This is a genomic window from Kocuria oxytropis (assembly GCF_040981195.1).
In the GTDB taxonomy this organism is placed as follows: domain Bacteria; phylum Actinomycetota; class Actinomycetes; order Actinomycetales; family Micrococcaceae; genus Kocuria; species Kocuria oxytropis.
The window spans coordinates 91,466-105,166 of record NZ_JAVFXA010000011.1 but is presented as its reverse complement, the minus strand read 5'-3'; the positions used below and the strand labels follow the sequence as shown (position 1 = coordinate 105,166).

The following is a 13,701-nucleotide window of genomic DNA, read 5'->3' as shown; positions in this document are numbered from 1 at the left end:
CGACGACGCCGGGAGCGCTCGCCGGCGTCGCGTCCCTCGTAGGCTGGGACGCACCCGAGACGGACAGGAGGCCGAGGTGGCCGGGACGACGGTGGAGGACGTGCTGGCCGAGCTGGCCGCCCTCGAGGACCCGAGGGTGCGCGCGGTGAACGAGCGGCACGGCGACGACCACGGGGTGAACCTCACGAAGCTGCGGGCGGTCGCCAAGCGGCTGGGAACGCAGCAGGACCTTGCCCGCCGGCTCTGGGAGACCGGGGACACCGCGGCGCGGCTGCTGGCGCTGCTGATCTGCCGCCCGAAGGCGTTCGAGCGGGACGAGCTGGACGCCATGATCCGCGAGGCGCGCACCCCCAAGGTGCAGGACTGGCACGTGAACTACGTGGTGCGGAAGGGCCCGCACGCCGAGGAGCTGCGCCTGGCGTGGTTCGCCGATCCCGACCCTGTGGTGGCGAGCGCCGGCTGGGCACTGACCACCGAGCGCGTGGCGAAGCGGCCCGAGGGCCTCGACCTCGCGGGCCTGCTCGACGTCATCGAGGCGGAGATGCGGGACGCCCCGGACCGCCTGCAGTGGGCGATGAACTCGTGCCTGGCGCAGATCGGGATCGAGCACCCCGAGCACCGGGCCCGGGCCCTCGAGATCGGGGAGCGCCTGGAGGTGCTCAAGGACTATCCGACGCCGCCGAACTGCACGTCTCCGTTCGCGCCCGTCTGGATCACCGAGATCGTCCGCCGCCGCGGCGAAGCCTAGATCGGGGCCGTGCCCGTGCCGCACGTGCGGCGGAGGGCGCGGTCCTGCGGGGCGGCGCCGGCGGCGCAGCCGCTCACGACCGATGGGACGGGAGTCCCCGAGATGCGGCTACCGTGAGGTGGACGCGACCACGTCGCGTCGTTCCCGGTCCGTCCCGAAAGGTCCGCATGCCCTCCGTCCCCGGTGCCGCACCGCGCCGCCGTCCCGCACTCTCCGCCCGTGCGGCCTTCTGGGTGCAGGCGTCCGTGCTCGTGGTGCTGCTGGCCGCGTCCAGCGCGCCGAGTCCGCTGTACCCGCTGTACCAGGAGCTGTGGGACTTCCCGCCGGTCGTGCTGACCGTCATCTTCGCCGCGTACGTGGTGGCCCTGCTGACCGCGTTGCTCACGGTGGGGTCGCTGTCCGACCACCTGGGGCGCCGTCCGGTGCTGCTGGCCGCCCTCGTCCTGGAGATCGCCGCGATGGTCGTGTTCGTGGCCGCCGACAGCGAGGCCACCCTGGTGGCCGCCCGCCTGGTCCAGGGCGTGGCGACCGGCACCGCCACCGGCGCCCTCGGCGCCTACGTGATCGAGCTCGAGCCGGAGGGTCGCCGGGGGCTGGGCACCGTGCTCACCGGGGCGGGGCCGATCCTGGGCCTGGCCGGGGGAGCGGTGGCCTCGAGCCTCATCGTCGCGGCCGCCCCGGGGATGATCGACGCCGTCTACCTGGTGCTGCTGGGACTGCTGCTGCTGCAGGTCGTCGGCACAGCGCTCGGCCCCGAGACCGTGGAGCGGGTCCCCGGGGCGCTGGCCTCGTTGCGCCCGCGCGTCTCCTTCCCGCCGGACGTGCGGTCCTCGGCAGTGTGGGTGCTGCCCGCCGCGGCCGCGTGCTGGTCCCTGGGCGGGCTGATCATCTCCCTGGGCCCCAGCCTGGTGCGCTCGCTGACCGGGGCGGACTCCGTGGTGCTCACCGGCGTGGTGGTCGCGGCCCTGACGGGCACCGGCGGGATCGCGATCCTCTGCTTCGGCTCGACCGCACCCCGGCGGGTTCTCGCCGTGGGCATGAGCGTCCTGGTGGCAGGCATGGCCGCCACCATCGCGGCGCTCGCCGTCGGGTCCGTGGGCCTGTATCTCGCGGCGACGGTGCTGGCCGGCGTCGGCTTCGGGACCGGCTTCCTCGGGGTGCTGCGCCTGCTCCTGCCGCAGGCGGCACCGCACGAGCGGGCGGGGCTGCTCTCGGCGATCTACGTGGTCAGCTATCTCTCGCACAGCATCCCGGCCGTGGCGGCCGGGGCCGTCGCGGGTGCCGCGGGCCTGGTGCCCACGGCCGTGGGCTACGCGGCCATGGTGCTGCTGCTGGCCGTGGTCGTGCTCCTGGGCCTGCTCCGGAACCGCTCGCGCCGCTCATGACCTCCGGCGGTGGTGGTAGATGAGCAGGCGCGCGTAGCCGTCCATGAGGCGGTCGATGAGGTCGACCTTCAGGCACTCGTGCTCGGAGATCCTCCGCAGGGTGTGCAGGGAGGTCCCGTCGAACTGCACGGGCGGAGGCAGCTCGAGTCCGTCACCGGGCGGCTCGACGTCCAGCCGCCACGCGCCCAGGTCCTGCTGCGGGGTGGCGCCGTGTTCCCGTCGGCGCGCCCACAGCCGGCCGTCCGTGCCGACGACCAGCCCGCGGACGACGTGCCACCCGTAGCCGCACGCCACCCGGGAGAGCGCGTGGCCGATCAGGGGGTAGGAGCGGGCGTCGCGGGGGACGTGCACGAGCCTGGCCGGCTTCAGGCCTTCTCGGCGCAGCAGCTCGCTCGCCTCGACCCCGACCTTCCGGACCTCGTCCAGGGCCAGTTGCAGCGCTGCCTCGTGGGCTCCGGACACCGGTGGGGTCCCGCGGCCGGGCTCCTGCCGTCTCGTGCTCTGTGCGGCGTCCCGGGGGCGGTGCTCGTCCTCGATGCTCATGTCACCCCTCACGTCGTCGGTGTCGATTCTATGTGCGTCACCTCACATCGACGACGACCAGGGGCGGGCGGGCCGGATGTGTCTCCGCCCGGGCCGGTGGGAGGGCCGGGTGGCCGAGGAGCACTTGTGCGGCACCGGCGACCGACGATGATGGAGGGTGAGCAGCCGCTCGGGCACCGGCCACGGCAGGGATCCCCGTGCCGCGGGGCCGTCGGCGCCGGCTCGGCCGGTCGTCCGTCCCATGGCCGGGTGCTCCGCACATCCGTGCCGGCCGAGGCAGCGCCGGATCCGGCGGTCCGTCCGAGCGGTGGCCGCGACGCACAGGAGGCCTCCGATGACCCGCACCGTCTTCTACACCGCCACCACCCTGGACGGTTACCTCGCCGACGAACGGGACTCCCTGGAGTGGCTGTTCCGGCAGGACTCCGATCCTGAGGGCCCGCACCGCTACGACGAGTTCATCGCCGGGGTCGGGGCGGTCGTGATGGGCCGCACCACCTACGAGTGGGTCCGCGCGCACCTGCAGGCCTCCGGCGAGGACTGGCCCTACGACATGCCCACCTGGGTGGTCACCCACGCGGAGCTGCCGGGCATCCCCGGAGCGGACCTCCGCTTCGCCCAGGGGGAGGTGGCACCGATCCACGCCGCCCTCGCGGAGGCCGCCGGCGGGAAGGACATCTGGGTTGTCGGCGGCGGCGACCTGGCCGCCCAGTTCGCCGAGGCCGGACTCCTGGACCAGCTGATGGTCTCCATCGCGCCGGTCACCCTTGGCGCCGGCCGCCCCCTGTTCCCCCGCCGCTTCGACCTGGAGCTGACGGACGTGGCCCGCAACCGCGCGTTCGTCTGCGCGACCTACAGCGTGGTGGGGCCGATGGCGTCCCCGAGCGGAGGACCGGCCTCCTGACCCCGGGGCGGCTCACATCTCGATCCGGTGGGCCTCCCGCAGGTTCACGAAGCGCTCGGGGTTCGAGGTCAGCACGATCACCTGGGTCCGCTCCCCGGCGGTGGTGATGGCTGAGGCGAGCCGGCGGAGCCGCTGCGGATCGGAGGGGTGCTGGTCAGGCGACGCGGACGCTCCGGAGGAACATTCGTCGCGGATCCCCCCAACACCGAGGCGCTGCGCCGGCTGGTGATCCCGGCGGCGGAGACCGTGGAGGTGCACGGCCTCATCGATCGCCGCATGCTCATGGAGTGCGCCCTGGCGCACTTCGCCGCCCTGCGGGCCACGCACGAGCAGGTCCAGCATCTCGACGAGCTGACCCGCCGCATGGCAGAGGCGCAGAGCTGGTCCGCCTACCACCAGGCCGACGACGAGTTCCACCGCTCCGTTGCTGAGGTCGCCGCCATAGGGACGGCCACGGCGGAGTACCTGAAGGTGCTCGAGCAGCTGTACGGCTACTTCATTCCTTATCCGATCGAGCAGCTGCACGTGTCGAACCACGACCACATCGGGCTGGTCCGGGCGCTGGCCGCCCGCGACTGCGCAGCGGCCGTGCGGATCTCCCAAGAGCACGTGGACCGGTTGCACCGGACCATGTTCGTGGGGCTCCTGGAGGCTCATCCGGTGGGGGACTCCTCCGGATCCGCGTGACGCGCCGCCGCCCGGCGGGCGGTGCGCCGCACTCTTCCGATCAGCCGTTGATCCGGCTCACCCGGGCCGGGACGGGGGAGTCCGCCGTGGTGCCGGTGCCCAGCTGCCCCACCTGGTTCCGGCCCCAGGCCCAGACCGTGCCGTCCTGCGTGAGCGCGTGCGCGGCCAGGTGCATCGGCTCGAGCTCCCGGACCGGGGGGAGGCCGGCGACCTGCACCGGGACGGACGAGTTCGTCGTGGTGCCGTTCCCGAGCTGCCCGAAGCCGTTCAGACCCCAGGCCCAGGCCGTGCCGTCCGCCGTGACCGCGTACGCGGACGAGCCGTTCACCGCGAAGTTCTCGACCTGGGAGAGCCCGGTGACCCGGACCGGGACGGAGGAGTTCGTCGTGGTGCCGTCCCCCAGCTGCCCGGCGTAGTTGCCGCCCCAGGCCCGGACCGTGCCGTCCTCCGTCAGTGCCTGCGCGAAGGCGAGGCCTGCCGCGAGGCTCTCGACCCCGGAGAGCCCGGTCACCTGGACGGGGACGGAGGAGCCCGTCGTGGTGCCGTTCCCCAGCTGCCCGGCGTGGTTGCCGCCCCAGGCCCGGACCGTGCCGTCCGAGCGGAGCGCATAGACCGAAGAACCGCCCGTCGCGAGGCTCTCGACCCCGGAAAGTCCGGCGATCCGGACCGGGACGGAGGAGTTCGTCGTGGTGCCGTTCCCCAGTTCACCGCTCCTGTTATAGCCCCAGGCCCAGACCGTTCCGTCCGTGGTCAGGGCGTACGCGGAGGCACCGCTCGTCGCCAGGCTCTCGACCGGGGGAAGCCCGGCGATCCGGACCGGGACGGAGGAGTTCGTCGTGGTGCCGTCGCCCAGCTCGCCGAAGGCATTCGAGCCCCAGGCCCAGACCGCTCCGTCCGTGGTCACCGCATACGAGGAGCGTCCGTCCGTCGCGAGGCTCTCGACGTCGGGAAGCCCTGTGACCCGGACGGGGACGCTGACCCGGGCGGGGGAGCCCGCCATGGTACCGATCCCGAGCTGCCCGGCGTGGTTGCCGCCCCACGCCCAGACCGCGCCGTCGGCCGTGAGGGCGAACACGGAGGCACCGCCCGTGGCCAGGCTCTCGACGTCGGAGAGTCCGGCGACCTGGACGGGGAAAGAGGAGTTCGTCGTGGTGTCGTTGCCCAGCTGACCGGCGTAGTTGCCGCCCCAGGCCCAGACGGTGCCGTCGGTCCGGACGGCGTAGGCCGCCTCGTAGCCAGCGCCGAGTTCAGCGGTCGGGACGTCCCGGCCCGGCAGGAGCGGGTCGAGGCGGTGGAGGAAGGCGGCCATCTGGTCGCGCAGCACGGGCTGGTAGGGGCGGAAGAGCCGGGTGCCGTCGGGTCCGGACCAGCCGGTGGAGATCCCGGTCTGGGCCAGCCAGGAGATCTCCTCGTAGAAGCCGTGGCTGGTGGGCACGTCCGCGAACGGTGAGGTCGCCGGTGCGTCGATGGCCGGGGAGCCGGCCGTGCGGTGGAGGAAGGCGGCCATCTGGTCGCGCAGCACGGGCTGGTAGGGGCGGAAGAGCCGGGTGCCGTCGGGTCCGGACCAGCCGGTGGAGATCCCGGTCTGGGCCAGCCAGGAGATCTCCTCGTAGAAGCCGTGGCCGGTGGGCACGTTCGCGAAGGGGACCGTCCCGCCGTGCTCGGCCTGCGGCACCGTCAGCGGGACGGCCTGCGGAGCCCCCGGCGGCGCCTGGGCGCGCACCGGAGCCGTGCCGGCCTGGGCGAGACCGGCGGTGCCCAGCAGCAGCAGGGCCACCAGCACACCGAGGATCGAGCGGAAGAGGCGAAATCCGGGACGGAGCATGTCCGCGACTCCTTGCCGGCAGGGGCACCGACCGCGGACGTGCTGCGAGGCCGGCGAGTACTGATGCAAATCATAGCGAGCCGTGCCTCCGGCCGTCCCTGTGTGACGGAGGCGCCCGGGAACGCACCGGTGGGGCCGGGACCCCGAGCGCCCGACTCGTGGCGGTTCCGGCCGGACTCACATCTCGATGCGGTGGGCCTCCCGCAGGTTCACGAAGCGCTCGGGGTTCGAGGTCAGCACGATCACCTGGGTCCGCTCCCCGGCGGTGGTGATGGCCGAGGCCAGCCGGCGGAGCCGCTGCGGATCGGAGTGGCCCAGGGCGTCGTCGAGCAGCACCGGCACGCCGTCCTCCGGGTCCACGAGCAGGGCGGTGGCGAGCCGGATGAGGATCACCAGCTGCTCCTTGGCGCCCGTGGACAGGGCGGCGAACGGGAGCCAGTCGCCGTGGAGCTTGCGCTGCTCGACCTCCAGGGACCCGCTCACCAGGACCTCGAAGTCCGGTCCGTAGACCGCCCTGCCCAGCTGCTCCACCTCGGTGCGGAACGGCTGGACGTACTGGGCGTGGGCGCGCTCGCGGTGCTCCAGCAGGGTCCGTTCCAGGAGCAGGGCGGCCTCCGCCCGTCGTTCGACCCCGGCGAGGTGGCGCCGGGCCGCCTCGAGCCGCGTCCCGGCCTGGTCGTGGGCCAGCTGCACCCGGTCCCGGCCCATGCCCTCGAGCCGGCCCTGCAGGGAGTTGTGGCGGCTGCGCCGCTCGGCCAGCAGCGTCTCGAGCCCCTCGATCTCGTCCGCGACGTGCTGCCGGTCCCCGAGCACCCGGTCGGCGTCGAGTCCGGCGAGGGCGGCCTCGTGGGCCTCGATCTCCTCCTGGACCGTGGCGAGCGCCTCGGCCGCCGCGGCGGCGGCACGGTCCAGGTCCTCGTCCGGCACCTCCCGGCGGGCGTCCTCGAGCCGGGCCCTGCCGGCGGTGAGGGCTCGCTCCTGCTCGAGCGCGGCGCCCTGGAGGGAGTGCAGCGTGGCCTGGGCGGACTGCAGGGCGGACCGGGCCGCCTCGGCGGCCGCCTCGGCGCGGTGCACGGCGTCCTCGGCCTCGGTGAGGGCGGCCTCGGCGGCCTCCACCGCCTCCTGGGCGGCGGCCGCGCTCGCCGGCAGCGGCACCTCGTCGTCGCGCCGGCCGCCGTACTGCTCGATCGCGGCGGCGAGGCGGTCCCGGTCGTCCCGCAGGCGGCTCTCGTCCTCGCCCCCGAGCAGGAGGTCGCGCTGGGCCGCGGCCTCGCGCACCTGCTGCGCCAGCTCCTGGGCCGCGCGCCACTGCGCGCGGGCCTCGGCGACCGACCCGACGCCGTGCCGCGCCAGCAGCGCGGTGCACCGCTCGCGGGCGGTGCGGGCGGCGTCCCGGCGGGTCTCGATGCCCTGCTCCGGGAGGACCCGCACCCGCCACTCGCCGGGGATCTCGACCTCGACCTCGTCCGTCACCGGCACGGACCACGGCTCCTCCGGGCCGACCTCCTCGGTCCCGCCGCCGCGCACGATCGGGCGCGCGCGGCCCAGCGCGGTGAGCTCCACCCGGGCGCTGCCGGCCGCCAGCTCCGCCTCGGCCGTCTCCGCCGCGCGCTCGGCCCGCTCGAGCTCGTCGACGATCTCCTCGTCGATCTCGGTGCCGGGACGGGAACCCAGCTCGGCCAGCTGCGCCCGGACCGCCTCGAGCGAGTCCAGGATCTCGGCGGTGCGGCGGTGGCGCTCGACGTCGTCGAGGTGCTCCCGGTCCTCCCGCGCGGACCGGTGGGCGGCGCGGGCCTCCTGCACCGCGGCCTGGGCCGCGGCCCGGCGCTCCTCGGCCGCCTCGGCGTGCTCGTGCACCGGGGCGAGCTCCTGCTCGCAGGCCAGCAGTTCCCCGGCGAGCGCCGTGCTGCGCTCCTCGTCGGCGGCGAGCGCGGCCACGAGCTCCGCGCGGCGGGCGGAGCGCTCGCGAGCCCGGTCCAGCTCGGCCCGGGCGGCGTCGCGGCGGCGCTGCGCCTCCTGCCGCTGCCGCTGGACGGCCTCGATCTCCCCGGCGGCCCGGTCCAGCTCCGTCTTCTCCGCGCGGGCGGTGCCGAGCTTCCGGCCGGTGGCGGCGATCTCCTCGGTGAGCTCCGCCAGCTCCTCCTCGACCACCGTGATGCCCCGGAGCTCCTCGGCGGTCTCCGCGGCGGCGGCCTCGGCCGCACGGCAGTCCGTCTCGGCCTGGACGAACCGGGCGTTCTTCTTCCGCGTCGAGGTCCAGTACTTGTCGCACTCGGCGCGCACGCGCTCCAGGAGGGAGGCGACCTCGCGGTCGTCGCCCTGGGCCTGGCCGGCGTGGCACTCCAGGGCCCGGCGCAGCGCCGCGCTGTCGGTGAGGGCGTTCTGGGTCAGCCCGCCGGCCTGCATGAAGCGCAGGGCCTTCCACAGCGCGGTGTCGGCCCCGGCCCACAGCTGCTCGGCGGCGTCGTGGGCCTCGCGGCCGGTGAGCGTGCGGCCCTCCCCGCCGACGTGCCGGAGGGTCGTGGACGGCCGCTTCAGCCACTGCTTGGTGTAGACGACCCGGGTGGGCCCGATCGAGAACTCCGCCTCCACGAGGACGGGCACGTCCCGTCCGGCGGGCTTCGCCTCGGCGATCTTCTTGTGCCGGCTGCTGTCCGGCAGCTCGATCAGCGCGTCCAGGGCGTCGATCATCGAGGTCTTGCCGATCTCGTTGCGGCCGGTCAGCACCACGACCCCGCTGTCGGGGAACTCGACCTCGCGGGCGGTCACGCCGCGGAAGTTCTCCAGCCTGAGACGGTGCAGCTTCATCGGACAGCTCCTCCCACGAGGCGGTACAGGAGTCTGAGGGCGTCCCCGGCGGCGGGCGCGTCCTCGGAGTCGGAGGCGGCCAGCTCGCGCAGCTCGGTCACGGCGTCGGCGGCGTACCCGCCGACGTCGAGGTCCTCGAACTCGTGCTGGTCCGGGACGACCGCGAGGTCGGTGTGCCGCTCCCAGGCGTTGAGACTCGCGAAGACCTCGGCCTGCTGCTCGAGCAGCCGGTCCAGCTCCGCGGACTCGGACAGGTTCAGGATGCCGGTGAACACGGTCTTGAGGATGATCCGCTCCTTCGGGCTGAGCGCGGCGAGCTCGGTCCGCAGCGCCTCGACGTCGCCGGCGCCGTCGAGATGGCGTTCGAGCACCCGGTGCTCCCACCGCCCCACCTCGTGGGAGGTGACCCGGGCGTCGGAGCCGTCCAGCGCCACCTCGAGGACGTGTCCGCGGCCGGGCTCGCGGAAGCCCGTGGACTCGTGGGTGCCGGAGTAGTGGATCGCCCCGCGGTCGTCCTCGGGCCAGCGGATGTGCCGGTCGCCCAGCGCCACGTAGTGGATCAGCCCACTGGCCAGCGCCTCGTCCAGGGGCGCGCGGCGCACGGTGACCTGGGAGGTGCGGTCGGGGTCGAGCTCGTCGAGCATTCCGTGGCCCACCACGATGCGCAGGGTGCCGTCCGCGGTCAGGCCCTCAAGGGCCGGGGCCACGGGGTCGGAGTCGGGCCGCTTGCTGCGCCAGGGCGCGGCCACCAGCTCCACGCCCTCGGCGACGGACCAGGGGCCCACCTCGTCCAGGAGGATCACGTTGTCCGGCTGCAGGCCGCGGAAGGCCTCCTGGGCGTAGAGGGATCCCGGTCCGAGGGGGTCGTGGTTGCCGGGCAGCAGGTACACCGGCAGCTGCACCGAGCCCATGGCGTCCAGGGCGCGCCCCACGTCCCGCCGGCTCAGGTTGGCGTGCTCGAAGACGTCGCCGGCCACCAGCACGAACGCGCAGTCCCGGGCGCGGGCCAGCTCCCCGATGCGGCGGATCGTCTCGACCCGGTCGCCCGTGTACCGGGACTGGGCCTCGCCCTCGAGGTAGTGCCGGGTCATGCCCAGCTGCCAGTCGCTCGTGTGGAGGAAACGGATGCTCGTCATCGAGGCTCCTCGTGCGGTCGGGGGTGCTGTCCTGGGGGTGCGGCTCCTCTGCCACGCTATCGGCACCGGCGGACACCGCAGGCCCCGGCACCCCGGTCCGCCCTGCTGCCGAACTCACCGGGAGTCCCCGGAATGCGGGCTGTTGTGCGCACGTCTCGGGCGGAAGCGGTGAGTTCGCGGACGGAAGCGCCGTCGTCCGCCGGTCCGAGCGGGCGCGAGTCGCCCCCGGACGCCGGGGAGGCGACGGGCGGGCCGTCGCCTCCCCGGCGTGCGATCAGCGCTGCACCGGGTCACCGGCGCCGAGCAGGCGCGCGATCGCGCCGCGGTCCGGCGCGGCCTCCCAGTCGCCCGGCGCGGTGCAGGCGACGGCCCCGCACGCGGCGGCCGTGCGGAGCCGCTCCGGCAGCGGCTCGCCGGCGATCAGCTCGGCGAGGTAGCCGGCGACGAAGGCGTCGCCGGCGCCGACGGTGTCGACGGCCTGCACCGCGAACGCCGGCACCTCGGCCCGCTCGCCGTCCTCGAAGCCCACGGCGCCGTCCGCACCGCGCTTCACGACGACCTGCGCCGGCCCCATCGCGGCGACGGCCTCCGCCTGCGCGGTCAGGCCGCGCTCGCCGGTCAGGAGCTCCGCCTCGTCCTCGCCCGCGAAGACGAGGTCGGCGCGGGCGGCGAGCGAGCGGTAGACGGGCACCGCCTGCTCGGCGCCCCACAACCGTGAGCGGTGGTTGACGTCGAAGGAGATGAGCACGCCCGCCCGGTGCGCCGCGTCGATCGCCGCGTCGAGGGCGCGGCGGGCGGACTCGCTGACGGCGGCGGTGATGCCGGTCAGGTGGAGCACGCGTGCGGCTCGGAAGCGGTCGAGGTCGAGGTCCGCGGGTTCGATGCGGGAGCCCGCGCTTCCGGCACGGTAGTAGCTGATGGCGCTGGCACCGGCCGTCGGACGCTCCTTGAGCATGAGTCCGGTAAGGGCGTCCGGATCTCGGGTGACGACCGGCTCGACCCCTTCGGCGCGCAGCTGGCGCTCGACGAGCCGGCCCAGAGCGTCGTCACCGAGCCGGCCCACCCAGGTCACGGGCACGCCGAGGCGGGCGAGACCGATGGCGACGTTGCTCTCCGCGCCGCCGAATCCCAGGTCCATCGACGGCACGAGCTCGAGGCGGCCGATCCGGGAGGCGACGAGCAGCCCGAGGGACTCTCCGAGGGTGATGACGCTCATGCCACCGACTCCTGGACCTCGACCGCCTCGCGCACGGCCGCCTCGATCGCACCGGTCCCGGCCGCGACCCGCTCGTCCGAGGCGATCCACGAACCGCTGGCGGCGAAGACGGCCGGGTGGGCGAGGTACTCGGCGAGGTTCGCCGGGTTCACCCCGCCGCTGGGCATAAAGCCGATGCCGGGGAAGACGGGTGCCAGCGCACCGATGAGCGCCAGCCCGCCGGCGACCCCCGCCGGGAAGAGCTTCAGCCGGTCGAGCCCGAGGCGGATCCCGCGCTGGACGTCGCTCGGTGTCATGATGCCGGGCAGCACGGGCACTCCGGCGGAGAGGGCGGCCTCGACCACCACCTCGTCGAGCCCCGGTGCGACGACGAACGACGCGCCCCTGTCGATGCTGCGCCGCAGCTGCTCAACGCTCAGCACGGTGCCGGCGCCGACCACCACGTCCCCCCTGGCGGCGATCCGCTCGATCGCCGCCAGGCCGTAGTCGTTGCGCAGCGCGACCTCGAGGACCGGCAGGCCGCCGCCCACCAGCCCGTCGGCGATCGTGTCGGCGGCGGCGGCGTCGCGGACAGTCGCCAGCGGCACGACGCCGCCGAGGATCGGGGGGTGGGTTCCGGTGAGGTCGCTCATCGTGCCATCCAACCGCCGTCGACGGGCAGTGTCACGCCCGTGACGTAGGCGGCGGCCGGACTCGCGAGGAACGCGGTGGCCCCCTGCAGGTCCGCCGGCCGTCCCCACCGGCCGGCGGGGATGCGCTCGAGGATCGCCTGCGAGCGGTCCTCGTCCGCGCGCAGCGCCGCGGTGTTGTCGGTGGCGATGTAGCCGGGCGCGATGGCGTTGACGGTCACCCCGTGCGCCGACCACTCGTTGCTGAGCGCCTTCACCAGGCCGGTGATGCCGGACTTCGCGGCGGTGTAGCCGGGCACGTTGATGCCGCCCTGGAAGCTCAGGAGGCTGGCCGTGAAGATGATGCGGCCTGCCCCGCGCTCGACCATCGAGGCGCCGATGACCTGGGTGAGGACGAACTGGTTGCGCAGGTTCACGTCCAGCACCTCGTCCCACCACTCCAGGGGGTGCTCGGCGGCGGGCGCGCGGCGGATGGTGCCCGCATTGTTCACCAGGATGTCGGCACGGTCCCGCACGGCCTCGCCGAAGGCCCGGACGGCCTCCCGGTCGCTGAGATCCACGGCGTGCCCCTCGAAGGCCCGGCCGAGCTCGCGCACGCGGGCGCCGATGGCGCCGCCGTCGGGCTCCTGGCGGGCGGAGGCGGCGATGATGTCGGCGCCGGCCAGGGCGAGCGCCTCGGCCATGGCGAAGCCGATGCCGCGGCGGGCGCCGGTGACGACGGCCGTCGTGCCGGTCAGGTCGAGGGAGATGCTCATCGGGTGCCTCCCTGCACGTCGACCAGGATCTTCATGGCCGCCGCCGACAGCAGGGCGTCGAAGGCGGTCATCGTCTCCTCGAGCGGCACGACGCGGGTGATCAGCGCGTCGGCGGGCACGGCGCCCTCGGCGAGCAGGCCGACGGCGCGCTCGAAGTCCTCGCGCTCGTAGACACGGGCGCCGAGGACCTCGAGCTCCCGCCAGAAGACCCGGTGCAGGTCGACCGGCACCGGTTCCGGGTGGATCGCGACGAACACGACGCGGCCGCGGGTGCGGGCGTGGCGCGTGGCCTCGAGCGCGGTGCCGCGGGTGCCGGCTACCTCGAAGACCACGTCGGCGCCGGCGCCGGCGGTGCGCTCCGCGACGACCGCGGAGAGGTCCTCGCCGAGGGGGTCGACGACGACGGCGCCCTGCTGGGCGGCGAACGCCCGGCGGGCGGCGTCCGGCTCGGCGAGGACCACCTCGGCGCCGGCCGCGCGGGCGACCACGGCGATGAGCTGGCCGATGGGTCCGCCGCCGATGACCACGGCCGTCTCGCCCGCCGTCAGCCGCGAACGACGCACGTCGTGCACCGCGACGGCGAGCGGCTCGACGAGCGCGGCGTGCTGGAGGGAGACGCCCTCGGGCAGCGGCACCACGAGCGACGCGGGCACGGTCCACTGCTCCTGGAGCGCGCCGGGGGAGTCGATGCCGACGAAGTCCAGCCGCTGGCAGATGTGCTGGTGCCCGGCGCGGCAGGAGGCGCACTCGCCGCACCAGCGCAGCGGCATCACGGTGACGGGCCGGCCGACCTCCAGGGTGTCGACGTCGTCACCGACCGCGTCGACGACTCCGCTCATCTCGTGCCCGATCACGACCGGGGTCGCGACCCGCGCGTCCATGTGCCCCTGCACGATGTGCAGGTCGGTTCCGCAGATGCCGTTGTAGGCGACGCGGATGGTCACCTCGCCCGGTCCGGGCCGCTGGGGTTCGGCGCCGCCGACCTCGATCCGCCCGCCGCCGATGTATCTCGCTGCTCGCACTGCCGTCTCCTTCGTGAGGCCGGTCCGCCACATTGTGAAACTC

The 13,701-nt window shown here is 74.5% G+C and carries 12 protein-coding genes; 4 read left to right on the top strand and 8 right to left on the bottom strand.

What is annotated here, in order from left to right; translation table 11 throughout:
* Nucleotides 1-76: 76 nt before the first annotated feature.
* Complete coding sequence (locus tag QYM41_RS12495) at nt 77-748, top strand: DNA alkylation repair protein (RefSeq protein WP_368800088.1); 672 nt, start codon at nt 77-79, stop codon at nt 746-748.
* Nucleotides 749-915: 167 nt separating this feature from the next.
* Nucleotides 916-2,133, top strand: a complete 1,218-nt coding sequence (locus QYM41_RS12490) for an MFS transporter (protein WP_368800087.1) — start codon at nt 916-918, stop codon at nt 2,131-2,133.
* On the opposite strand, the gene QYM41_RS12485 is transcribed toward QYM41_RS12490, so the two are convergent.
* Nucleotides 2,128-2,676, bottom strand: a complete 549-nt coding sequence (locus QYM41_RS12485) for a hypothetical protein (protein WP_368800086.1) — start codon at nt 2,674-2,676, stop codon at nt 2,128-2,130. The two genes, QYM41_RS12490 and QYM41_RS12485, sit on opposite strands and share 6 nt — an antisense overlap.
* A gap of 334 nt (nt 2,677-3,010) precedes the next feature.
* Between QYM41_RS12485 and QYM41_RS12480 the strand changes: the two genes are divergently transcribed.
* Nucleotides 3,011-3,580: a dihydrofolate reductase family protein gene (locus QYM41_RS12480; protein WP_368800085.1), complete on the top strand. Its 570-nt coding sequence runs from the start codon at nt 3,011-3,013 to the stop codon at nt 3,578-3,580.
* A 147-nt stretch (nt 3,581-3,727) separates the two neighbouring features.
* A complete protein-coding gene (locus tag QYM41_RS12475; protein WP_368800084.1) occupies nt 3,728-4,267 on the top strand; it encodes an FCD domain-containing protein in 540 nt (179 codons plus the stop codon).
* A 40-nt stretch (nt 4,268-4,307) separates the two neighbouring features.
* On the opposite strand, the gene QYM41_RS12470 is transcribed toward QYM41_RS12475, so the two are convergent.
* From QYM41_RS12470 to QYM41_RS12440, 7 genes are all read right to left on the bottom strand, one after another.
* Complete coding sequence (locus QYM41_RS12470) at nt 4,308-6,092, bottom strand: RCC1 domain-containing protein (protein ID WP_368800083.1); 1,785 nt, start codon at nt 6,090-6,092, stop codon at nt 4,308-4,310.
* A 177-nt stretch (nt 6,093-6,269) separates the two neighbouring features.
* The gene (locus QYM41_RS12465; RefSeq protein WP_368800082.1) at nt 6,270-8,900 is read right to left on the bottom strand and encodes an AAA family ATPase; all 2,631 of its coding nucleotides are present in this window, start codon (nt 8,898-8,900) and stop codon (nt 6,270-6,272) included.
* Nucleotides 8,897-10,036, bottom strand: coding sequence for a metallophosphoesterase family protein (locus tag QYM41_RS12460; RefSeq protein WP_368800081.1), 1,140 nt, complete (start codon nt 10,034-10,036; stop codon nt 8,897-8,899). The genes QYM41_RS12465 and QYM41_RS12460 overlap by 4 nt, the downstream gene beginning before the upstream one ends.
* A gap of 274 nt (nt 10,037-10,310) precedes the next feature.
* Nucleotides 10,311-11,252, bottom strand: a complete 942-nt coding sequence (locus QYM41_RS12455) for a sugar kinase (protein ID WP_368800080.1) — start codon at nt 11,250-11,252, stop codon at nt 10,311-10,313.
* Nucleotides 11,249-11,884, bottom strand: a complete 636-nt coding sequence (locus QYM41_RS12450; RefSeq protein WP_368800079.1) for a bifunctional 4-hydroxy-2-oxoglutarate aldolase/2-dehydro-3-deoxy-phosphogluconate aldolase — start codon at nt 11,882-11,884, stop codon at nt 11,249-11,251. The genes QYM41_RS12455 and QYM41_RS12450 overlap by 4 nt, the downstream gene beginning before the upstream one ends.
* Nucleotides 11,881-12,636, bottom strand: a complete 756-nt coding sequence (locus QYM41_RS12445) for an SDR family oxidoreductase (protein ID WP_368800078.1) — start codon at nt 12,634-12,636, stop codon at nt 11,881-11,883. Before QYM41_RS12445 ends, QYM41_RS12450 begins: the two co-directional genes overlap by 4 nt.
* The gene (locus QYM41_RS12440; protein ID WP_368800077.1) at nt 12,633-13,658 is read right to left on the bottom strand and encodes a zinc-dependent alcohol dehydrogenase; all 1,026 of its coding nucleotides are present in this window, start codon (nt 13,656-13,658) and stop codon (nt 12,633-12,635) included. The genes QYM41_RS12445 and QYM41_RS12440 overlap by 4 nt, the downstream gene beginning before the upstream one ends.
* Nucleotides 13,659-13,701 lie beyond the last annotated feature (43 nt).

What these genes read in the sequence shown, in the direction of transcription:
- QYM41_RS12450 (WP_368800079.1), bottom strand. Translation starts at nt 11,884, where the DNA reads ATGAGCGACCTCACCGGAACCCACCCCCCGATCCTCGGCGGCGTCGTG.
- QYM41_RS12480 (WP_368800085.1), top strand. Translation starts at nt 3,011, where the DNA reads ATGACCCGCACCGTCTTCTACACCGCCACCACCCTGGACGGTTACCTC.
- QYM41_RS12470 (WP_368800083.1), bottom strand. Translation starts at nt 6,092, where the DNA reads ATGCTCCGTCCCGGATTTCGCCTCTTCCGCTCGATCCTCGGTGTGCTG.
- QYM41_RS12460 (WP_368800081.1), bottom strand. Translation starts at nt 10,036, where the DNA reads ATGACGAGCATCCGTTTCCTCCACACGAGCGACTGGCAGCTGGGCATG.
- QYM41_RS12455 (WP_368800080.1), bottom strand. Translation starts at nt 11,252, where the DNA reads ATGAGCGTCATCACCCTCGGAGAGTCCCTCGGGCTGCTCGTCGCCTCC.
- QYM41_RS12490 (WP_368800087.1), top strand. Translation starts at nt 916, where the DNA reads ATGCCCTCCGTCCCCGGTGCCGCACCGCGCCGCCGTCCCGCACTCTCC.
- QYM41_RS12445 (WP_368800078.1), bottom strand. Translation starts at nt 12,636, where the DNA reads ATGAGCATCTCCCTCGACCTGACCGGCACGACGGCCGTCGTCACCGGC.
- QYM41_RS12485 (WP_368800086.1), bottom strand. Translation starts at nt 2,676, where the DNA reads ATGAGCATCGAGGACGAGCACCGCCCCCGGGACGCCGCACAGAGCACG.
- QYM41_RS12465 (WP_368800082.1), bottom strand. Translation starts at nt 8,900, where the DNA reads ATGAAGCTGCACCGTCTCAGGCTGGAGAACTTCCGCGGCGTGACCGCC.